Genomic DNA, 21,215 nt, shown 5'->3' with positions numbered 1-21,215 from the left:
AAAAGTTTCGGTCACGCGCGATCGGGGTCCAGCACGTCGACGCCGTCGATGTCCCAGGTTTGTCGCATCGCCTCGGCGCCCTTGAGCCGCACCCAGGCGGCCTCGATCGCAGTGATCGGCGTCGCGGAAAGAAATCGCACCGGGTCGCGCGGCGGATCCAGCGGCAGATCGGCAATATCGCTGTGCCCCAGGAGCACTGCGCTGAACGCCGTCCCTTTCCACAGTGACCTACCGAGGTCGATCAGCGCGTCGGCCACCAGAACAATGCCTTCCACTGCGGGTGTGGCCGCCACGACCGCCAGGCTGCGCGCCAGACCGACGGTAGTTCCTGGATCACGCAGGCGCAGCACCACTTCGGCGCGCGGACCGCGCTGCTGATCGGTGACGAACTCGGTCGGATCGGTCATCGGATGCCGCGAGCAGCCCAGTGTGACGAAATGCGTCAGCCCGGCCGTGCGGAACCGCAGCACCTCGATGGGTTCGCTGCCCAGAAAAGTCACGCTCGCGGAATCCGGCTTGGTGTCGGCGAAATGCGCACGCAGATGAGCGCGCACGGCTTCCAGCGTCATTCGGCACGCGGCAACGTGAGGTTGACACCGGAGTCGGCGTCGAACACGACGATCTTGGCGGTGTCGAATGCGAGCTGGACCGGTTGGCCTATCGCTGCCTTCGACTCGGTGGGAACCCTTGCCACTAACTGGTTTTCGTTCACCTCGGACTCGGCGGCCACCTCGTCCAGGCGTGCCGAGTGCACCTCGGGCCCAGCGGTGGTGAAGTACACGTACTTGTCCGAACCCAGCGACTCGACCAGATCGACTCCGACGTCGAAGACCAACGAACTGATCCGCTGGTAGCCGTCGATCAGCGCGGCGTCGACGATATGCTCGGGCCGCACCCCGACGATGACGTTCTCCGGTTTCGGGTGCGACGCGATCACGTGCTGCACCTCCGGGGTCAGCGTCACCTCGCCGAACGGCAGATTCAGCCCCAGGGTCGTCAGGGTGGCCGGGAAGAAGTTCATCGCCGGCGAGCCGATGAAACCGGCGACGAACAGATTCGCTGGTCGTTCGTAAAGCTCTGCGGGCGTGCCGATCTGCTGCGCGACGCCGTTGTGCATCACCACCACCCGGTCGCCGAGCGTCATCGCCTCCGTCTGGTCGTGGGTGACGTAGACAGTGGTGGTACCCAGCCGCTTCTGCAGCCGGGCGATCTCGCCGCGCATCTGCACCCGCAGCTTGGCGTCGAGGTTGGACAGCGGTTCGTCCATCAGAAAAGCCTTGGGCTGGCGCACGATTGCCCTGCCCATCGCAACCCGCTGCCGCTGACCACCCGACAACTGCGCAGGCCTGCGATCCAGCAGAGCGGTCAGGTCGAGGATCCGGGCGGTCTCCTCGACCTTCGCCGCGATGTCAGCCTTCTTCAGCTTGGCCAGCGTCAGCGGGAACGCGATGTTCTGACGCACCGTCATATGCGGATACAGCGCATAGGACTGGAAGACCATCGCGATATCGCGGTCCTTGGGCGCTTTCTCGTTGACCCGTTCACCGCCGATCCGCAGCTCGCCCGACGAGATGTTCTCGAGTCCGGCGATCATGTTCAGTGTCGTGGTCTTGCCACAGCCCGACGGTCCGACCAGGATCAGGAATTCGCCGTCGGCGATGGTGATGCTCAAGTCCTGCACGGCGGTGTGCCCGTCGGGGTAGCTCTTGTGAACGTGTTCCAGCACGATCTCGGCCATCGCGATAACTATCCCTTCACAGCCCCAGAGGTCAACCCGGCGACGATCTTTCGTTGGAAGACGAGCACGAACACGATGATCGGAACGGTGATCACGATAGCCCCTGCCGCGATCGACCCGGTCGGTTCCTCGAATTGCGAACTGCCGGTGAAGTTGGCGATCGCCACCGGAGCGGTGATCGCGGCTTTGGTGGCGGTCAACGACAGCGCCAGCAACAGGTCGTTCCAGGCGAAGATGAACACCAGAATTGCTGCGGTCACCAGGCCCGGCGCCGCCAACGGCGCGATGACCCGGATGAATGCCTGGGCCGGCGTTGCGCCGTCCATCTTGGCTGCTTTCTCCAAATCCCATGGGGTTTCCCGGAAGAACGCCGAGAGCGTGTAGATGGCCAGCGGCAACGCGAATGTGATGTACGGCAGAATCAGCCCCGGCCAGGTGTCGAACAATCCCACCGCGCGCTCGATGTCGAACAACGGCGTCACCAGCGAGATCGCCGGGAACATCGTGATCGGCAACGTCATCCCGATCAACAGCCGCTTGCCCGGAAAGTCCAGTCGTGCAATCGCATACGCCGCCATCGCCCCGAGCAACACCGCGATCGCGGTGGTGATCAACCCGATCCCGATCGAGTTGACCAGTGCCGAGCTGAACAGGTCACCGCGGAAGATCCCGCGGTAGTTGTCCAGCGTCACCGATGCCGGAATCAGCTTGCCGTCCTTGACATTCGACGACGGCTTGAGCGAGAGGCTGAAGATCCACAGCACCGGCAGCAGCGCATACAACACCACGAGTGTGTCGACGATCCCCCAGAACGCCGCGCGGCGGGCGTCTACCCGTTCACCGGCCATCGGCGTCGCTTCCGGGCGCGGCCGCACCGAACAGCTTGACGAACACCAGCGCGATGATCCCCACGCACACAAAGATCAGCACGCTGATCGCCGAACCCAGCCCCAGGTTGAACCCCTTGAACAGGTTGTCGTAACCCAGGATCGACACCGATCCGGTGTTGTTGTCGCCGGGGGTCAGCACGTAGATGTTGTCGAAGATGCGGAACGCGTCGAGCGTCCGGAACAGCAGGGCGACCACCACCGCGGGCTTGATGATCGGCAGGGTGACCTTCGTCAGACGTCGCCAGGCGCCGGCACCGTCGACCTCGGCCGCCTTCAACAGGTCTTCGGGGACCAACGCCAGCCCGGCCAGGAGCAGTAGCGCCATGAACGGCGTCGTCTTCCACACCTCGGCAAGCACCACGATGCCCAGCGACGGGATCTGCTGGGTCAGTGGGGCTTCGAAGGACGAGCCGTCGGGCAGCAGGTTCGCCAGATAGCCGGTGCCGGGAGTCCACGCGTAGTACCAGCTGTACGACGCGACCACGGTGACGATCCCGTACGGGATCAGCACCGCCGTGCGCACCAGCCCTTTGCCGAACACGGTCCGGTGCATCACCAGCGCCAGCGACAGTCCGAGCACGAATTCGAAGAACACCGAGACCACCGTGATTCCGAGCGTCACCGTCAGCGCATTCCACCAGTACTGGTCGGTCAGCACGGTCCGGTAGTTGTCCAGTCCTACGAACGCGGTCTCGTCGGGCGAGGCGAGGTTGTTGCGCTGCAGGCTCAGCCACATCGCGTAGCCGATCGGGTAGGCCGTGACGGCCAGCATCAGGGTCACCGCGGGGGCCACCAGCAGGTAGGCCAGCCGCCGCTCGCCGCCGAGCGTGGTCATGGCAGCAGGCCCTTGCCGTCGATGGCCTTCTGCACCTGCACGACCAGTTCGTCGGCCATACGGTCGGGATCGATCGCAGTGATGGGGCTCAGCGCTGACGCCAGCCGGATGGAAACCGCCTGGTAGGCCGGTGTCGCCGGCCGCACCGCGGCATCGGTGAGTTGTTGGCGGATGACGCCGTACATCGGGTACTTGGCCTGGAACCGCGGGTCGGAGTACAGCGACGTCCGCACCGGCGGCAGGCCCCCGTCGATAGCGACGTACTTCTGGCTGGCCAGGTCGCGCAGGCACCGGACCGTTTCGAACGCTTCGGCGCGATGACGGGTGGTGCCGGCCACCGCGAGGTTCAGGCCGCCGATCGTGACCTTTGCCGGCCGTCCGGCCACGCCGGGATATCGCGCGAAATCGAACACCTCGCGGCTGGCCTCGTACGCGATGCGGAACTGTTCGTCGGTGGGGGCGAAGGTTCCGAGATCGGTGATGCTGCCGGCCAGCTCGGGAACACGGTCCAGGCGCAGGAACGGCACACCGCCCTTGACCGCGTTCTCCAGCATCGAGGCCAGCACGTAGGGCCAGTTGACCTCGAGCGCGGCCTTCCCCTGCTCGACCGCCAGCCTGGTGCTGCTCTCGTTGCTGCGGGTGATCGACGGGTCGGCGCCGGGCGCCGTCGCCACCGAGTTCATGATCCGCAGCGCGGTCACGGTGGCCGCCCGGTGTTCAGGGGTGTCGGTGAGGGTGACGCGTTTGCCGTCCTCGGAGAGCACCTGACCGCCGGCGCTGACCAGCAGCGTGTTGAACCACACCACCAGCCCTTCGCCCTCGCTGCCCTGGCCCGCGATCCAGCTGGGCTTGCCCTCCGCGTGCAGCCGTGTCGCCTCGGCCACCATCCCTGCCCAGTCACGCGGCGGCTGTCGCACCAAATCCGGTCGGTACCAAAGTAATTGGGTGTTGGTGATCGCCGGTGCGGCATAGAGTCGCCGGTTCCAGGTCGCCGTTCTCAGCGGGCCGGGCAGGGTGTCGACGGCGGCGTCGGACTCGCTCAGGCCCGCGGGATCATCCGACAGCGGCAGCGCCCACCCCGCCTCGGCGAACTCCGCGGTCCACACCACGTCCAAGCCCATCACGTCCAGGGTGTGGTCGTTGCCGGACAGGCGGCGGGCCAGCTGCAGGCGTTGCTCGTCGGGTGACCTGGCCAGGCTCACGTGCGCGATGCGGTACCGGCCGCCGGCCCGGGCCGTGCAGCGCTGCGCCACCGCGGCGAACGTCGCCCCGTCGGTGGCCGGGGTGTAGAAGCTGATGACCACACCGGAACTTCGGGAACCGCAGGCCGAGACCACCGATGCCGCGATCAGTGCCGCCAGCGCGGTCGCCCCCCAACGCCGCAACAGCAAGGCTTTCGGACCCGGCGTCAGATCGCCAGACGCGCCAGCAGATCCCGCGCCTTCTCCGCGTTCTGCGGATCGCAGAGGACGTCGTACCGCCCGGCCACCAACTGCATGGTCGAACTGAAGTCCCTGGTTCCGCGCGCCATCGCATACGGCACCGCCGAGGTGATCAACCCGAAGAAGACACCGGCGACCAAACCGGTGAAAATTGCGCCCAGCGGCTGTGGACTGAAGGCCGCTAGCACCAGCCCGATGAACAGGCCCAGCCACGCACCGCTGAGCACGCCGCCGCCCAGCACCTTGCCCCAGGTCAAGCGACCGGTGACGCGTTCTACCTGCATCAGGTCGACGCCGACGATGGTCACCTGCTGGACTGGAAATTCCTGGTCGGACAGGTAATCCACGGCGCGCTGCGCCTCGGCGTAGGTGGGGTACGACCCGACCGGCCAGCCTTTGGGCGGTGTCGGTAAGGCGGGCACAGCGCGCCGACCCGCGGGCCCGCCGCCCGCCGCCGGGTCGGGCTGTCCGGGCTGGAATGGGCTAGTCATCGGTCCTCATATACTTCCTCCTGCCCGCCATCTGCCCGACCATCGTTTCACGTCCCCGACCTCAGCACTATGCAGGCACGTCGCCGGCAGCCGTCCGGGACCCCGAAGTTCCTCGCATATCACCTGGCCAGCGCCGCGTTTTTCGGCGCATACCGCGGTAGAGTCGGTCACCATGACAGGTCCCCGTGACGACGGCGCGGCCTACGGGTCGGGTCCATTCGACCAGACCCAATGGGCGGTGCCGGGGTCGTCGCCACCACCGTCACCACCGCCTTCCAGCTACCCACCCCCCTACCCCGGCGGCTACTCTCCGCCGCCCCCGCCGCCCAGCTACGGCAACGTGCCGTATTCCCCAGCTCCACCGCCACCCCCGCCACCTGCCTATCCGGCTGGGGGCTACCCGCAGTATCCGGGTCCGGCCATGGGCGGCGACCCGTACTACGGCACCCCCAGCGGCACGAACGGCTTGGCGATCGCATCGCTCGCCACCTCGGTCGTCGGGCTACCGGCGATGCTGCTGTGTTACATCGGCGTGCTGCTGGATATCACGGGCGTCGTCTTGGGGATCGTCGCGCTCAACCAGATCAAGCAAACTCGCCAGGCGGGGCGCGGGATGGCCATCGCCGGCATCGCGGTCGGCGGCGCGACGTTGGCCCTGACCGCCGTCGGCGTCCTCATCTTCCTGGTCGCGTCCAGCCGCTGATCGGACGTCCTCCCCGACCGGGGCGCGGGGCTTAGGACGACCTCGGGCAGCGTGATCACCGGTCGCGCTCCTACGCTCTGTCCTATGGGATCTGTCAACAGGGTGTACGTGGCGCGCCTGCCGCGGATGTTGGTGCTGGGTCCACTCGGGGAATCATTCGGGCGCGTACGCGACGTCGTGATCGGCATCAGCATCGTGCGTGCGCAGCCGCGGGTACTGGGACTGGTCGTCGACCTGGCGACCCGACGCAGCATCTTCATCCCGATGCTGCGGGTGGCCGCGATCGAGCCCAACGCGGTGACGCTGAGCACCGGAAATGTGTCGCTGCGCCACTTCGAGCAGCGACCGGGCGAGGTGCTGGCCATGGGTCAGGTGCTCGACACTCAGGTCAGGGTCAACGACCCCGACCTGCCGGAGTTGGCCGGCCTGGACCTCGTGGTGGCCGACCTGGGCATCGAGCAGACCCGAACCCGGGACTGGGTGGTCAGTCGGGTCGCCGTTCGCACCCATCGCCGGCTGCGCCGGCGCGGGCCGGTGCACGTCGTGGACTGGCAGAACGTGCACGGTCTGACGCCGTCAGCCCTGGCGATGCCGGGCCAGGGGGTGGCACAGCTGCTGGACCACTTCGAGGGCCGCAAACCGGTCGACGTCGCCGACGCGATCCGCGGCCTGCCGTCCAAACGCCGCTACGAGGTGTTCAAAGCCCTCGACGACGAACGGTTGGCCGACATCCTGCAGGAACTGCCCGAACTCGACCAGGCCGAGGTGCTGTCCCAGCTGGGCACCGACCGGGCCGCCGACGTGCTGGAAGAGATGGATCCCGACGACGCCGCCGACCTGCTCGGTGTGCTGAATCCGACCGACGCCGAGGTCCTGCTGACCCGGATGGATCCCGACGACTCCGACCCGGTGCGACGGCTGCTCAAGCACTCCCCTGACACCGCCGGCGGGCTGATGACCTCCGATCCGGTGGTGCTCACCGCCGACACCTCGGTCGCCGAGGCGCTGGCCAGGATGCGCGACCCCGACCTGACTCCCGCCCTGGCCTCGATGGCCTTCGTGGCGCGGCCGCCGACGGCGACGCCGACGGGCCACTACGTGGGCTGCGTGCACCTGCAGCGGCTGCTGCGCGAGGCACCTGCCGAACTGGTCGGCGGAATCGTCGACACCGACCTGCTCACTCTCACCCCGGAGACCCCGTTGGCCGCGGTAACCCGCTACTTCGCGGCTTACAACCTGGTGTGCGGACCGGTGGTCGACGACCAGAGCCATTTGCTGGGCGCGGTGACCGTCGACGACGTGCTGGACCATCTGTTGCCGCATGACTGGCGGGTGGACGTGCCCCAGCTCGATCCCGCCGGCCGGCCGGCGCGCACCGAGGGATCGTCGCTGTGAGCAAGTCCTCGGCACCGCGGGGGCTGTACACACCCCGCACGTCGCGCAGGTTCACGCCGCGGCTGGACCCCGAGGCCGTCGGGCAGATCACCGAGTCGATCGCGCGGTTCTTCGGCACCGGTCGCTACCTGCTGCTGCAGACGGTGTTCGTGCTCATCTGGATAGCGCTGAACTTGGGGGCCGTGCGCTGGCGATGGGACCCCTACCCGTTCATTCTGCTGAACCTGGCGTTCTCCACCCAGGCGGCCTACGCGGCGCCGCTGATCCTGTTGGCCCAGAACCGTCAGGAGAACCGCGACCGTGTCGCACTGGAAGAGGATCGTCGCCGCGCGTCCCAAACCAAGGCCGACACCGAATACCTGGCCCGCGAACTGGCCGCGTTGCGCCTGGCCGTCGGTGAGGTGGCCACCCGCGACTACCTGCGCCATGAGCTGGAGAGTCTGCGCACGCTGCTGGCGGATTTGCAGGTGCCGCCGGCCAATTCCGGGCCGCTACGCGTACCCGAGGGAACCGAGCGCCGGGCTAAGAAATCCAGCTGAGAAACAACTGAACCATTGCGCAACTCCCGTCACGAGAGTTATGTATGGTGATCTAGTTCACGAAGCTAACAAGCAGGTAACAAAGAGGTCAGTTTTCCCGGCGGCTCACAGAATTTGAGGACGGTCGAGGTGCGCGTAGGGGGACGCTGGGGAGTTGGCCCAGCCGTCGCGAAGGTGCGGCAGGGGGTTGTTCGCGTTACCAGGACGCCGGTGTTCGGCGTGGTCATGATCTCCCCGTTGATTTTCGCCGGCGCGGTCAGCGGCGCCGCGCCCTCCGGCCACGGCAAGATGCCGACCCGCGCGGCAATCGCGCCGGTTGCGGCGGTTGGCCCGGCACCGCACGTCGACCTGTCCGGTCCGACGGTCATCTCGGTGCAACGGGTGCCGACCAGCTTCCACGTCGCCGCCGCCACGATCTCCGCCCCGCCTCCGCCGACGGTCGTCAATTCGCCTGGCACGCTTGGTATTCCGATCATGGCGCTGTCGGCCTACCGCAACGCCGAGCAGAAGATGGCCGGCGCGGTCCCGGGCTGCGGGGTCAGCTGGAACCTGCTTGCGGGCATCGGGCGCATCGAGTCCATGCATGCGAACGGCGGTGCCACCGACGCCCGCGGCACCGCGACGAACCCCATCTACGGGCCGGCGCTGGACGGCACGCTGCCCGGCAACGAGGTCATCGTCCAGAGCAACCAGGGCAACCGGGTGCAGTACGCCCGGGCCATGGGGCCGATGCAGTTCCTGCCCGGCACCTGGGCGCGCTACGCCGTCGACGGCGACGGCGACGGCGTGCCCGACCCGCAGAACCTGTTCGATGCGACGCTGGCCGCCGCCCGCTATCTGTGCAGCGGCGGACTCAACCTGCGCGACCCGTCGCAGGTGATGTCCGCGATCCTGCGCTACAACAACTCGATGTCCTACGCCCAGAACGTGCTGGGCTGGGCCGCCGCGTACGCCACCGGTGTGGTCCCGGTCGACCTGCCGCCGATCACCGGGCCGCCACCACCGATCGGCGATGCGCACCTCGAGCACCCGGAAGGCCTCGGGCCGAATCTGCCGCTCAACGTCACCGGCCTGGGCGTCAACGACCCGCTGGGCCAGCACATGCCGCTGATCGATTTCGGGCAGCCGCAGGTCATCCCGCAGTACGCCAACCTGTACCAGCAGCCGCAGGCACCGATGTGGCCGTGGTTGCCGCCCGCTCAGCAGCCGGCACCCGTACCGGCGGCCACGCCGGGATGCACGCTGATCTGCATCAACTCCCAGACACCCGAGGGTGTCCAGCCCGGCATGGCGCCGATACCCAACGGCGGCATCGTGCTTGCCCCGGCGGCTCCCCCGGCGGCTCCGCCGTTCCAGGATCCGTTCGCCCCGCCGCCGGCCGCGCCGGCACTGCCGTTCGCTCCGGCGGCGCCTCCCGCCCCTGCTGCTCCGGCATCGGCCGCTCCTGCCCCCGCCGCACCGGCGCCCGCGGCACCGGCGCCCGCCGCGCCGGCGCCCGCAGGCCCGGCTGCCCCGGCTCCGGCCAACGGCACCCCGTCACCCAAGCCGGCAGGTCCGCAGCAGCCCAGCCCGCCGGCCCCGGGTGAGCCGGCGCTCGCACCGGTCAGCTGACCGTTCGATAGCAGGTGCTGCGCGCCGCCTACACTCGGCGGTGATGTCCGAAACCCGAGATGACACCGCTGATCTGACCGCCGCGATCCGTGCCGCCCTGGGCAAGGTGATCGACCCCGAACTGCGGCGCCCGATCACCGAGCTCGGCATGGTCAAGAGCATCGACGTCGAGCCCGACCGCAGTGTGCACGTCACGATCCTTTTGACCACAGCCAGCTGCCCGAAGAAGTCGGAGATCAGCGAGCGGGTGACCCAGGCCGTCGCCGACGTCCCGGGCACCGGCGCGGTCCGGGTCAGCCTGGACGTGATGAACGACGAGCAGCGCACCGAGCTGCGCAAGCAGTTGCGCGGCGACGCCGCCGAACCGGTCATCCCGTTCGCCCAGCCCAGCTCGCTGACCCGGGTATACGCCGTCGCGTCCGGCAAGGGTGGCGTCGGCAAATCCACTGTCACGGTCAACCTGGCCGCGGCGATGGCCGCCCGTGGTCTGTCCGTCGGCGTGCTCGACGCCGACATCCACGGCCACTCCATTCCCCGCATGATGGGCACCACGGACCGGCCCACCCAGGTGGAGTCGATGATTCTGCCGCCCATCGCCCACGAGGTGAAGGTCATCTCGATCGCGCAGTTCACCCAGGACAACACGCCGGTGGTGTGGCGCGGTCCGATGCTGCACCGGGCACTGCAGCAATTTCTGGCCGACGTGTACTGGGGTGACCTGGATGTGCTGCTGCTCGACCTGCCGCCGGGTACCGGTGACGTCGCGATCTCGTTGGCTCAGTTGCTGCCGAACGCCGAGATCCTGGTGGTGACCACGCCGCAGGCGGCCGCCGCCGAGGTCGCCGAACGGGCCGGCAGCATCGCGATACAAACCCGTCAGCGGATCGTCGGCGTGGTGGAGAACATGTCCGGACTGACGCTGCCGGACGGCAGCACGCTGCACGTCTTCGGTGAGGGCGGTGGCCGGCAGGTCGCCGAGCGGCTCTCGCGTGCGGTGGGGGCAGACGTGCCGCTGCTGGGTCAGATCCCGCTGGATCCCGCTCTGGTCGCCGCCGGGGATGCCGGTGTGCCCGCGGTGCTTGATGCGCCAGACTCCGCGGTGGGCAAGGAGCTGGGCCGCATCGCCGACAGTCTGTCCTCGCGTCGGCGGGGGTTGGCCGGAATGTCGTTGGGACTGGACCCGACTCGTCGCTGACTGTCCCCGCGCGAGCAGTCGCAAAAGCGCCCATTTTCCTGCGGAAATAGGGCGCTTTTGCGGCTGCTCAGCGGGTTGGCTAGGTGGCGTCGGTGTCGAACGGGGTGTGTTCGGGTTTCGGCGATGCGGGTGCCTCCGGCGCGGGTGCCGGTTCCGGCGTGCTGACCGGCTTGTCGAAGTTGCCGGTGAATATCGAATCGTCGCCGTCGAGCAGGTGCTTGGTCAGCGCGGCCCGCGGCGTCATACCCCGCAGCTTCTGCAGTTCCCCGAGTTGCCCACGCAGGTCGTCGAATTCGGGCCCGATGTCCTCGCGCAGCTGATTGGTCATGCCGCTCAGATAGTCGCGGGCCTGCCGCAGGGCGCCAGTGGTCCAGCGGATGGCGCCGGGCAAGCGCTCGGGTCCGAGTACGACCAGCCCGACCACCACGAGGACCAGCATCTCCCCCCAGCCGATGTTGGCGAACATCAGATTAGAAGGTGATGACCCGCAGCGCCCGGCTGCGCCGCGCTTGCGATCATCACGGGCTCGTGTCGGGGTCTGGCTTGACGGTCAGGGTGACCGGACGACCCTCGCGGACCACCTCGATCTGCGCGTCCTGGCCGATGGTCAGCTGCCGCACCGCCACGACGGCCTCGTCGGAGTCGGCGACCTTACGCCCGCCGATCTTCACGATCACGTCGTTCTCCAGGATCCCGCCCTTCTGCGCGGGGCCGCCGGCCTTCACGTTGGCCACCTGTGCACCCGAGGCGATCGCGTTGCTCACCGAGCGGGTGCTGATGCCCAACGTCGGGTGCACGATCTTGCCGTCCCGGATCAGCGTCTCGGCCACCAGTTTCATCTCGTTGACCGGGATGGCGAAGCCGAGTCCACTTGCGCTGTCGGACAACGACTTACCCGCGCTGTTGATGCCGATCACCTGGGAGTCCATGTCGATGAGCGGACCGCCGGAGTTGCCGTGGTTGATCGAGGCGTCGGTCTGGATGGCGTCCAGGACGGTGTCGGTGTCGGAACCCTCGCCCGACAGCGGCACCGGGCGGTGCAGCGCGCTGACGATGCCGTGGGTGACGGTACTGCGCAGTCCCAGCGGGGCGCCGGCCGCGATCACCTCGTCGCCCACCCGCACCTTGTTGGAGTCGCCGAGCCGGGCCACGCTCAGGTTGTTGACGTTGTCGACCTTCAGCACGGCCAGGTCCGTCTTGGGGTCGCGGCCAACCAGGCTGGCGGGAACTTCCTTGCCGTCGTTGAAGACCACGGTCATCTTGAACTGGCTGGGGTTGTTGGCGGCCTCGGAGATGACGTGGTTGTTGGTGACGATGTATCCACGGCCGTCGATGACGACGCCGGAACCCTGCATCCCCTCCTGGTCGCTTTTCGCCTCGATGGTCACCACGGAGTCCGCGACGGCGGCAGCCACCTTGGTGAACCGCCCGGCCGGTTCTTCGGTGTTGCCTGCGGTCGACAACGTCACCTTCGAGGTGGTGAATGCCTCGACCACCTCGGCGGTCTTGCGACCGATCACCCCGCCGAGCGCGCCGATCACCAGCGCGATGAGCAGCAATACCGCCAGCGCCAGGTAGGACACCTTGCCACCGAACAGCACGTCGCGAACGCCGAGTTTGCCGCTGTGCCGCAACTCGGCGTGGCTGACGACCGGGGGCAGTGCGGGAGTGCCCAGCGCTGCGGCGGCGCCAGGGTCACGCCACGGATCGTCGGGCTCGTCGGCCTGGTCGCCGTTCTTCTCCGCGGCCATCGCGGCGGCGTCGATGGGATGACGCTGCAGGGTTTCGGTGGCACCGTAGGGCCGACCGAACGCGTCGGCCAACACCGGGTCGGCCGGTCGATCGTGCGGCCGGAACTCCGACTGTTCCCGGTACTTCTGCGGACGCACCCGATCGGCGACGAAAGACCCCTGTAGTCCGGTCGGGCGGGCGAACGTCTGACGGGAGGACGGGTCGACCGGTGGCCGGTAAATGGGGCGCGGCGCAAGCCGTTCGGTGTCTTGCCCCTTGCTGTTGCCTTCGTCGGAGGTCACGGTTCCTCTTCCAGATCCATTGCGGCGCCCGACACGGGCATCTCCGCGTCCACCCTAGTATCCACGGACGACGGCCCGTCGGCATGAACCGGCACAGCCAGCAACGAGCCGACACCGGCGCAGGCAAGCAAAGGTCAAGCTAGCGGCGCTTCCGCTGATTACGAACATCGCGGTCGGCGAAGGCTTCAGGGAATTGGGGCGCCTCTTCCCGCGGGCTGTGCGGGATCTCCGACAGCAACCCGAGCAGCGAACTGGGGGTGCGGATCGGATGGGAGTCACGCAGCGCGGCGCGCGCGCGGCTGTGATCCTCGACTTCGGCCGCACACTCCGGGCACAGCGAAAGGTGATGCGCGGCACGCAGGTGCGCGTTCATCCGCAACTCGCCGTCGACGAACGCCGCGATGGCCTCGATGGACAGATGCTCGGTGGATCCGAACCGACGCGGCGCGCCGATCGGGGCGTCACTCTGGGAAGCGAACTGAGCGGGCAGCCAGGAGAACGCGCGCCGAAACACATGCCCCCGGTCGGTCATCAGAAGATCCCTTCGCGCCTTTTCCAGCCATCCGTATCTCGAATGTAGCGCGAGGCGGTGCTCGATAACCATGTTCAGCCCTTAAAACCCCAGTATTTCCCGACATTCGGCAACCGTGCGACGGCACGGCCTACCGTCGGAAACTCAGCTGGCCTTCGCCGTGCGGTCGTCGGCGTGCAACCCATGTCCGGGGTGGGCGGCCAGGTAGTCGCGCAGAGCCTGACGTCCCCGGTGGATCCGGCTGCGCACCGTGCCGAGCTTGACGCCCAACGTGGCGCCGATCTCCTCGTAGGACAGACCCTCGATGTCGCACAGCACCACTGCGGCACGGAACTCGGGCGGCAGCGAGTCGAGCGCCGCCTGCAGGTCCGGCCCCAGCCGCGAGTCGTGGTAGATCTGCTCCGGGTTCGGCTCGTCGGCGGGCACTCGGTCGTAGTCCTCGGGCAACGCTTCCATCCGGATGCGGGCGCGGCGACGGACCATGTCCAGGAACAGGTTGGTGGTGATGCGGTGCAGCCAGCCTTCGAATGTGCCGGGTTGATAGTTCTGGACGGACCGGAAGACCCTGATGAACGTCTCCTGAGTCAGGTCCTCGGCGTCGTGCTGATTGCCGGTGAGCCGGTAGGCCAGTCGGTACACCCGGTCGGCGTGCTGGCGCACCAACTCGTCCCACGACGGCATGGCCGCCTTGTCCCCGGTCGCGTCGAAAACCGCTGTGCCGAGCAGCGCGTCGGACGGCTCGGCCCAGTCGTCGTAACTGACCTGCTGGGGGTGAGACATGGTGATCGTGCTCAAGGTGGTGGTGTTCACTTCCTCTTGGTTTTGCCTGGCTTGCAGGATTGGCCATTCTTCACTCGCCGAAACACGAATCTGCGATCCGGTATTCCCGTCGTTCTCACCGCACAGTGCTCCGCGTTGCATACCGATCACCGTCGCCTATCCGAGTGTGGGCGAGGTATGAGCAATCTGAGCTTTGGCTGAGAAACCATACCGTTACCAGCGTTTTCCAGCACTTATGGATATCGCAGTGATGTTCCTCGCGCGGCGGCTCCCGGGCGTGTCCACGCCGCACGCGCCGGGCGCGCCTGCCTTGCCGCGCCGACGGTTCGGCATACTCTGCGGACATGTCCAGTTCCGACGACGCCGGCGGTGCCGCCACCCCCAGCCGGGCCGAGTTGCTGATGGCGCACGCCGAGAAGTCGATTTCCGAGGATGCGATTCTGGTAGGCGCGCGTGAGCGGGCCGCCGACAGCGGCGCCGGCGCGGTCACTCCCGCGGTAGGTGCGCTGCTCAGCCTGCTGGCCAAACTCAGCGGCGGCAAGGCGGTCGCCGAGGTCGGCACCGGGGTGGGCGTGAGCGGGCTGTGGTTGTTGTCGGGAATGGGCGACGACGGCGTGCTGACCACCATCGACATCGAGCCCGAATATGTGCGGCAGGCCAAGCAGGCGTTCGCCGAGGCTCAGGTCGGGCCGTCGCGCACCAGGCTGATCAGCGGACGGGCCCAGGAAGTGCTGACCCGGCTCGCCGACGACTCCTATGACCTGGTGTTCATTGACGGCGATCCGATCGACCAGCCCGAATACGTAGTGCAAGGTGTGCGGTTGCTGCGGTCGGGCGGGGTGATCGTCGTGCACCGGGCGGCACTCGGCGGCCGCGCCGGTGACCCCGAGGCGCGCGACGCCGAAGTGGTCGCGGTTCGCGAGGCGGCGCGGTTGATCGCCGAGGACGAACGGCTCACCCCGGCCTTGATACCGCTGGGCGACGGACTGCTGGCCGCGGTCCGCGACTGAGCGCCGGAAACGGTAACTGCGTCTGACTCTGATTTCAGACCCGTAGCGGGGTTTATGCGCGGCAGGGTAAGGCGTTTCGGCTGTTTCACGACTTCGGTGTGAATCCTTGGCTTTGGTTGTGAAGCGACGGCTTTCGGGGTGAGCCCACGGCGGGAAATTCGGCCGAAATCCCGCCCAGACTTCCCGCGCAAAGCCCAGGCCGCACAGTCAAGGTCCAGATTTCACACTGGCTACACCAGGTGTCGCGCGGAAGCCCAGGTCCATCCGAACGCCTCTGCCACTAAGCCACCGCCCCGAGCAGGGTCTCGGCGATCGCGAACGGGAAGTGCACGGTGGCCGTGGTCACCTCGCGGACCCCGTCGCGGACCGCGTTGACGATGGTGGCCGGGTCGCCGCTGAACAATGCCGTCCCGATGTCGTAACCCGCATATTGCGGCGCGGTGATGAAGTTGCGCACGTCGACGAACAGCTGGGTCGGCAAGTTCGCCGGCCCGAGCGGCACCCCGTCGTAGCTCAGCATCGTCCAGCCGGTTTGTGGACTGCCCTGGATCACTACGACGCCCGTGTTCGGCAACGAATGTGTGAGCAGTAGCAACGGGTTGGGGTTGTCGACCATCATCATCGTGCCTGCCTCGATGGTGAGTGCGCTGGAGTAGGCGACGACGGTGTTTCCCGGGGCTGCCAGTGCGGTGTTGTACATGGTCTGCACCGCGCTGTTGAAGCCGGCGGCAAAGTTCAACCCGGTGGGGGTAGTGGACAGCGGGGCCAGCATCGGGAAGGCAGGGAATCCGAGGGTCCACACCAACGGGCCGGCCAAGTAGAGCAGTCCCGCGGGAATCGGCCCCATGTCCTCGAGGAGACCGGCACCGATCTCGTTGAGCCCGGCTAGCTCGACCGCGGTCGGTTGTCCCACGTAGGCCGTCAGCGCCGCGGCGGTCTGCTGGGTCCGGAGCAGCTGTGATTCGAAGATCCCTGCAAAGGTGCCCTGACCGTTGAGCACGGCGGCGATATCGGCAGCCTGTTGCTGGCCCAACGCGGTGAGCGGGGGGCCTGGAATCGCTGTATCCAGCAGGTTTGTCACGTTGCTGATTGTTTGCCCGTGCCGGACGAACTCGATGGTGACGATCTCGCCAGTACCGGGGATGTAGGTGGGCCCGCCTTGACCGATGAACAGGCCGCCGTAGCCGCGGGCGCCGGTGGCTCCGACCGTGGCACCGGCCCCGCCGATGCCGCCGTATCCGCCGTCGCCGAACAGGAGCGCCTGGCCACCCGCACCGCCGGGACCGCCGGTTACGAGATGTGCACCGCCGGCGCCACCGTGGCCGCCATTGCCCATCAGCCAACCGCCGACGCCACCAGTCCCGCCCGCACCGCCGGCCCAGCCGGTACCGCCGCTGCCGCCGTTGCCGATCAGCCCGGCAGCTCCACCGGTCCCGCCGGCAAGGGGCAACACGCCGCCGGTCGGGCTGTAGCCGGCACCGCCGTCACCGAACAGCAATCCGCCGGCGCCGCCGGTCGGTGACGTCGCCGTTCCGGCTGCGCCGTTGCCGATCAGGTCGCGTCCGAACAGCAGCTGGGTGGGCGCATTGATGATCGGGTCCACCGCCTGGCCCAACGGGCTGGCGATCCATGCTTGACCGGCCGTGTGAATCGGACGGTAGACAATTGCCTGAAACCCACCGGAGACGACCTCGTTCAGCGCCGCCAAGGGCGCCGCGGCCGCACCGCCGCCCAGCAGCACACTCTCCAGCTCGCGCAAGATGGCCGCCTCGGTAGCGCCGTAGGACGCGGCCGCCGCACCCAAGTTGCGGACGAACTCGCCGTGATAAGCCGCCGCCTGGGCGGCTGCCGCTTGGTATTCGTTGGCATGCGTGCCGAACAGCGCCGCCACTGCAGCGGACACTTCATCGGCCGCCGCCGCGGCCACGTTGGTCGTCGGGGCGAGCGCGGACAGATTTCCGGCCCCTACCGCCGTCCCGATTTGCGCGGCATCGGCCGTCGCCGTCTCGAAGATGTCCAGTGCCGCCACCACAAATGACATTTCGCTACTCCTCGTTGCGGTATTCGATGCGGTCATCTTGGCATCCATGACCGAGGCGCACGGCGGATTCGCGAAGAACGGCACCCTTGACACGGCGCTGAACACACGTTTAGTGTACTGAACATGCGTTCAGCCGACTTGACCGCAACCGCGCGGATCCGCGACGCGGCGATCACCCAGTTCGGTGAACACGGTTTCGGGGTCGGCCTGCGCGCCATCGCCGACGCGGCCGGGGTCAGCGCGGCTCTGGTCATCCATCACTTCGGCTCCAAGGAAGGTCTGCGCAAGGCCTGCGACGAATACGTCACCGAACAGATCCGCAGCGACAAATCCGAGGTCATCCAGTCCAACGACCCCGCCTCCTGGCTCGGGGCGATGGCCGAGATCGAGTCCTATGCCCCACTGATGGCATACCTGGTCCGCAGTATGCAGTCCGGGGGTGAGCTCGCGAACATGTTGTGGCAGCGAATGATTGACAACGTCGAGGACTACCTGCAGGAGGGTGTCCGGGCCGGCACCATCAAGCCGAGTCGGGACCCGCACGCGCGCGCAAGGTATCTGGGCATCATCGGCGGCGGTGGGTTCCTGCTCTATCTGCAGATGCACGAGACGCCGACGGATGTACGCGCGGTGTTGCGCGACTACGCCCGCGACATGGTGTTGCCCGCCCTCGAGCTCTATTCCGAGGGACTGCTCACCGATCGCACCATGTACGACGCATTCCTCGAAAATCAAGGAGGGTCCAATGACCACTGATTACCGGGCGCCCATCGATGTCTCCGGTCTGACAAAGAGATTCGGGTCCGTGCGCGCACTCGACGGACTCGACCTACGGGTCGAGGAAGGCGAAGTGCACGGTTTCCTCGGCCCCAACGGCGCCGGCAAGTCGACTACCATCCGCGTCCTGTTGGGGGTAGTCAAGGCCGACGGCGGCACTGTCCGACTGCTCGGCGGCGACCCGTGGGTCGACGCTGTCGAACTGCACCGTCAGATCGCCTATGTGCCAGGCGATGTCACGCTCTGGCCGACACTGACCGGAGGCGAGACCATCGACCTGCTGGCCCGGATGCGCGGTGGCATCGACCAAAAGATGCGCGCGGAATTGATCGAGCGCTTCGAATTCGATCCGCACAAGAAGGTGCGGACCTACTCCAAAGGCAATCGCCAGAAGGTCTCCTTGATCTCGGCGTTCTCGTCACGGGCCAGGCTGCTGCTGCTGGACGAACCCACCACCGGGCTGGACCCGTTGATGGAGAACGTCTTTCAGCAGTGCGTCGCCGAAGCGCGCGATCGCGGCGCGACGGTGCTGCTGTCCAGTCACATCCTGGCCGAGACCGAGGCGCTGTGCGAGCGGGTGACCATCATCCAAGCCGGCAGAACCGTGGAAAGCGGATCGCTGGAATCCATGCGGCACCTGAGCCGGACCTCTATTAAAGCCGAGATGATCGGCGACCCAGGCGATGTCACCCGGATCAAGGGCGTCGAGGACGTCAGCATCGAAGGCAACACGCTGCGTGCGCAGGTCGACAGCGAAAGCTTGGGTGAACTGATCCGGGTGCTCGGTGCCGCCGGAGTGCGCAGCCTGGTCAGTCAGCCGCCCTCGCTGGAAGAACTGTTCCTGCGCCACTACAGCAGCAACGGTGCCCGGACGGAGGTGCCGGCGCGATGAGCACCGCCCTACTGCAGAATTCCGCCCTTGCGCCGCAACGCAGTTCGAACTTCACCGGCACACTGCAATTGCTGCGGCTCTACTTGCGCCGCGACCGGATTGTGTTGCCGCTGTGGGTGTTGCTGCTGTCAGTTCCGTTGGCCAGCGTGTACATCGGCAGCATCGAGAAGATCTATCCGACGGAGGCCGACCGGGCCGACCTCGCGGCATCGATCATGGCGAGCCCGGCCCAGCGTGCCCTCTACGGCCAGATCTACAACGACAGCCTCGGCGCGGTCGGCCTCTGGAAAGCCGGAGTGTTCCACGTGCTGATCGCGGTGGCCGTCATTCTCACCGTGATTCGTCACACCCGCGCCGACGAGGAAACCGGCCGGGCCGAACTGCTCGATTCGACCGCCGTGGGCCGCTACGCCGCCTTGACCGCCGCGCTGCTGTTGTCCTTCGGCGCCTCACTGGTCACCGGATTTGTCGGGGCGGCCGCACTGCTCACCACCGACGTCCCTGCGGGCGGGTCCGTGGCCTTCTGTGCCGCACTCGCCGGCTCCGGGCTGGTCTTCACCGCGGTTGCCGCAGTCGCTGCGCAGCTCTCACCGAGCGCCCGGGTTGCCCGCGGTTGCGCCTTTGCAGTCCTCGGCACCGCATTCACACTGCGGGCCGTCGGGGACGCGGGTTGGGCTGGGCTGTCGTGGTTTTCGCCGCTGGGGTGGTCGTTGCAGGTGCGTCCCTATGCAGGCGATCACTGGTGGGTGCTACTGCTGCACCTGGTGACGGCCACGGTGCTGACCGCCGTGGCGTACCGGTTGCTGGCCGGCCGCGACGTCGGCGCCGGCCTCGTCGCCGAACGTCCCGGCCCCGGCGTCGCGGGGAACACACTGAGCAATGTCTTCGGTCTGGCGTGGCGACTCGACCGCGGCTCCGTCGTGGTGTGGACGGTGGGGCTGGCGCTGTACGGGTTGCTGATCGGCAGTGTGACGCACGGTATCGGTGACGAGTTGGGTGGCGGCGCGGGTGCGCGCGAGATCGTCGTGCGGATGGGCGGTACCAGCGCACTCGAGCAGGCCTTCCTCGGCGTCGGATTCACCATGCTGGGCATGGTCGCGGCGGCATTCGCCGTCTCGCTGTCCCTGCGGTTACACCATGAGGAAGCCAGTCAGCGCGCCGAGACACTGCTGGCCGGTGCGGTGTCCCGGACCCGGTTGCTGGCCAGCCATCTGGTGTTGGCACTGGGCGGGTCGGCATTCACGATCCTGCTGTCCGGCCTGGCCGCGGGACTGGCCTACGGTTTGGCCGCCGGTGACGTCGGCGGCACGTTGCCCGCGGTCGTCGGGACGGCGGCCGTACAGGTGCCGGCGGTGTGGTTGCTGTCGGCGATCACCCTCGGATTGTTCGGGCTGGCACCGCGATTCACCTCCGCCGCATGGAGCGTGCTGGTCGGGTTCATCGCGCTGTACCTGCTCGGGTCGTTGTCGGGGTTCTCGCAGTGGCTGCTCGACCTGGAGCCGTTCGGGCACACGCCACGCGTCGGCGGCGGGGATTTCACCGCGGTGCCGTTGTTGTGGTTGCTGGGCATCGACGCTGCATTGATTGGGTTGGGCGTCTTGGCTTTTCGGCGACGGGATGTGCGGTCGTGAAGACCGGCCGGCGGATCGCGCTGTCGTCTGTCTTCGGCCTGATCCTCCTGGGTGCCATGCTGTTCGTCCCGGCGGGCACGTTGAATTATTGGCAGGCATGGCTTTTCCTAGCGGTGTTCACCGTCGCGACGCTGGCCCCCACCATCTATCTGGCCCGCACCCACCCCGATGCCCTGCAGCGACGTATGCGTGCCGGACCCAGGGCCGAAACCAGAACCCTGCAGAAGTTCGTCATCGTCGCGGCGTTCGCCGCGCTGGCGGCGATGGTGGTGGTCAGCGCCCTGGACCGCCGCTTCGACTGGTCGTCGATGCCGACCGCGCTCGCTTTGACCGGCGATGTACTGGTCGCGACCGGATTGGGCCTGGCCATGCTGGCGGTGGTGCAGAACAGCTACGCGGCGGCGACCGTCACGGTGGAGGCAGCCCAACCGGTCGTGTCCACCGGCTTGTACGGCATCGTGCGGCACCCGATGTACGTCGGGGACGTGATCCTGATGGCCGGTATCCCGCTGGCGCTGGGCTCCTACTGGGGGCTGCTGCTGGTGGTGCCCGGCACCGCTGTCCTCGTGCTGCGCATCCTCGACGAAGAACGGGTACTCGAAGACGAACTACCGGGATACCGCGACTACACCCGGCGAGTCCGTTATCGGCTGGTGCCACGCGTCTGGTAGCGCGCCTAG

At 67.5% G+C, this 21,215-nt stretch carries 21 protein-coding genes; 10 read left to right on the top strand and 11 right to left on the bottom strand.

Going from position 1 to position 21,215, the window contains the following annotated elements:
• Positions 1-11 precede the first annotated feature (11 nt).
• The 6 genes from AC5Y4D_RS14170 to AC5Y4D_RS14145 are packed head-to-tail and all read right to left on the bottom strand — an operon-like array spanning position 12 to position 5,396.
• The gene (locus AC5Y4D_RS14170) at positions 12-569 is read right to left on the bottom strand and encodes a suppressor of fused domain protein (RefSeq protein WP_499989780.1); all 558 of its coding nucleotides are present in this window, start codon (positions 567-569) and stop codon (positions 12-14) included.
• The gene (locus AC5Y4D_RS14165; RefSeq protein ID WP_500037462.1) at positions 566-1,738 is read right to left on the bottom strand and encodes an ABC transporter ATP-binding protein; all 1,173 of its coding nucleotides are present in this window, start codon (positions 1,736-1,738) and stop codon (positions 566-568) included. The genes AC5Y4D_RS14170 and AC5Y4D_RS14165 overlap by 4 nt, the downstream gene beginning before the upstream one ends.
• 8 nt (positions 1,739-1,746) lie before the next feature.
• Entirely contained in the window at positions 1,747-2,586 is an 840-nt protein-coding gene (locus tag AC5Y4D_RS14160; RefSeq protein WP_500037461.1) for a carbohydrate ABC transporter permease, read from the bottom strand.
• Positions 2,576-3,463, bottom strand: coding sequence for a carbohydrate ABC transporter permease (locus AC5Y4D_RS14155; protein WP_500037460.1), 888 nt, complete (start codon positions 3,461-3,463; stop codon positions 2,576-2,578). Before AC5Y4D_RS14155 ends, AC5Y4D_RS14160 begins: the two co-directional genes overlap by 11 nt.
• Positions 3,460-4,854, bottom strand: a complete 1,395-nt coding sequence (locus AC5Y4D_RS14150) for an extracellular solute-binding protein (protein ID WP_500037459.1) — start codon at positions 4,852-4,854, stop codon at positions 3,460-3,462. The genes AC5Y4D_RS14155 and AC5Y4D_RS14150 overlap by 4 nt, the downstream gene beginning before the upstream one ends.
• A gap of 17 nt (positions 4,855-4,871) precedes the next feature.
• Positions 4,872-5,396 carry a YflT domain-containing protein gene (locus AC5Y4D_RS14145; protein ID WP_499941201.1) on the bottom strand — a complete coding sequence of 175 codons (525 nt, stop codon included), beginning with the start codon at positions 5,394-5,396 and terminating at the stop codon, positions 4,872-4,874.
• A gap of 172 nt (positions 5,397-5,568) precedes the next feature.
• Here AC5Y4D_RS14145 and AC5Y4D_RS14140 point away from each other — a divergent pair, with 172 nt between their 5' ends.
• From AC5Y4D_RS14140 to AC5Y4D_RS14120, 5 genes are all read left to right on the top strand, one after another.
• A complete protein-coding gene (locus tag AC5Y4D_RS14140; RefSeq protein ID WP_500037458.1) occupies positions 5,569-6,099 on the top strand; it encodes a DUF4190 domain-containing protein in 531 nt (176 codons plus the stop codon).
• 84 nt (positions 6,100-6,183) lie between these two features.
• Positions 6,184-7,494, top strand: a complete 1,311-nt coding sequence (locus AC5Y4D_RS14135; protein ID WP_499941204.1) for a magnesium transporter MgtE N-terminal domain-containing protein — start codon at positions 6,184-6,186, stop codon at positions 7,492-7,494.
• A complete protein-coding gene (locus AC5Y4D_RS14130) occupies positions 7,491-8,033 on the top strand; it encodes a DUF1003 domain-containing protein (RefSeq protein ID WP_500037457.1) in 543 nt (180 codons plus the stop codon). Before AC5Y4D_RS14135 ends, AC5Y4D_RS14130 begins: the two co-directional genes overlap by 4 nt.
• A gap of 129 nt (positions 8,034-8,162) precedes the next feature.
• The gene (locus AC5Y4D_RS14125; RefSeq protein ID WP_500037456.1) at positions 8,163-9,644 is read left to right on the top strand and encodes a lytic transglycosylase domain-containing protein; all 1,482 of its coding nucleotides are present in this window, start codon (positions 8,163-8,165) and stop codon (positions 9,642-9,644) included.
• A gap of 43 nt (positions 9,645-9,687) precedes the next feature.
• Positions 9,688-10,839 (top strand): Mrp/NBP35 family ATP-binding protein, encoded by a 1,152-nt coding sequence (locus AC5Y4D_RS14120; RefSeq protein ID WP_499941210.1) that lies wholly within the window; start codon positions 9,688-9,690, stop codon positions 10,837-10,839.
• A 79-nt stretch (positions 10,840-10,918) separates the two neighbouring features.
• Here AC5Y4D_RS14120 and tatB read toward each other — a convergent pair whose 3' ends face one another.
• The 4 genes from tatB to sigE form a co-directional block, all read right to left on the bottom strand.
• Positions 10,919-11,305, bottom strand: coding sequence for a Sec-independent protein translocase protein TatB (gene tatB / locus AC5Y4D_RS14115; RefSeq protein ID WP_499941212.1), 387 nt, complete (start codon positions 11,303-11,305; stop codon positions 10,919-10,921).
• Between the two features lie 52 nt (positions 11,306-11,357).
• A complete protein-coding gene (gene htrA / locus AC5Y4D_RS14110; RefSeq protein ID WP_500037455.1) occupies positions 11,358-12,872 on the bottom strand; it encodes a serine protease HtrA in 1,515 nt (504 codons plus the stop codon).
• Between the two features lie 139 nt (positions 12,873-13,011).
• Positions 13,012-13,404 (bottom strand): anti-sigma E factor RseA, encoded by a 393-nt coding sequence (rseA, locus tag AC5Y4D_RS14105; RefSeq protein ID WP_500037454.1) that lies wholly within the window; start codon positions 13,402-13,404, stop codon positions 13,012-13,014.
• A gap of 144 nt (positions 13,405-13,548) precedes the next feature.
• Positions 13,549-14,325: an RNA polymerase sigma factor SigE gene (gene sigE / locus AC5Y4D_RS14100; protein WP_499941220.1), complete on the bottom strand. Its 777-nt coding sequence runs from the start codon at positions 14,323-14,325 to the stop codon at positions 13,549-13,551.
• 203 nt (positions 14,326-14,528) lie between these two features.
• Here sigE and AC5Y4D_RS14095 point away from each other — a divergent pair, with 203 nt between their 5' ends.
• On the top strand, positions 14,529-15,194 hold the full coding sequence (locus AC5Y4D_RS14095; protein ID WP_499941222.1) for an O-methyltransferase: 666 nt from the start codon (positions 14,529-14,531) through the stop codon (positions 15,192-15,194).
• Between the two features lie 280 nt (positions 15,195-15,474).
• On the opposite strand, the gene AC5Y4D_RS14090 is transcribed toward AC5Y4D_RS14095, so the two are convergent.
• Positions 15,475-17,235 (bottom strand): PE domain-containing protein, encoded by a 1,761-nt coding sequence (locus AC5Y4D_RS14090; RefSeq protein WP_500037453.1) that lies wholly within the window; start codon positions 17,233-17,235, stop codon positions 15,475-15,477.
• 123 nt (positions 17,236-17,358) lie between these two features.
• Here AC5Y4D_RS14090 and AC5Y4D_RS14085 point away from each other — a divergent pair, with 123 nt between their 5' ends.
• From AC5Y4D_RS14085 to AC5Y4D_RS14070, 4 genes are read left to right on the top strand one after another with little or no spacing between them, the layout of a single operon-like run.
• The gene (locus AC5Y4D_RS14085) at positions 17,359-17,991 is read left to right on the top strand and encodes a TetR/AcrR family transcriptional regulator (protein WP_499989772.1); all 633 of its coding nucleotides are present in this window, start codon (positions 17,359-17,361) and stop codon (positions 17,989-17,991) included.
• Positions 17,981-18,904 (top strand): ABC transporter ATP-binding protein, encoded by a 924-nt coding sequence (locus AC5Y4D_RS14080; RefSeq protein ID WP_500037452.1) that lies wholly within the window; start codon positions 17,981-17,983, stop codon positions 18,902-18,904. The genes AC5Y4D_RS14085 and AC5Y4D_RS14080 overlap by 11 nt, the downstream gene beginning before the upstream one ends.
• Positions 18,901-20,535 (top strand): ABC transporter permease, encoded by a 1,635-nt coding sequence (locus AC5Y4D_RS14075; protein ID WP_500037451.1) that lies wholly within the window; start codon positions 18,901-18,903, stop codon positions 20,533-20,535. Before AC5Y4D_RS14080 ends, AC5Y4D_RS14075 begins: the two co-directional genes overlap by 4 nt.
• Entirely contained in the window at positions 20,532-21,206 is a 675-nt protein-coding gene (locus AC5Y4D_RS14070) for a methyltransferase family protein (RefSeq protein ID WP_500037450.1), read from the top strand. The genes AC5Y4D_RS14075 and AC5Y4D_RS14070 overlap by 4 nt, the downstream gene beginning before the upstream one ends.
• The last annotated feature ends 9 nt before the right edge of the window (positions 21,207-21,215 follow it).

The sequence above is a fragment of the Mycobacterium sp. NGS67 genome (assembly GCF_059812185.1).
This window is presented reverse-complemented; position numbering and strand designations above follow the sequence as displayed.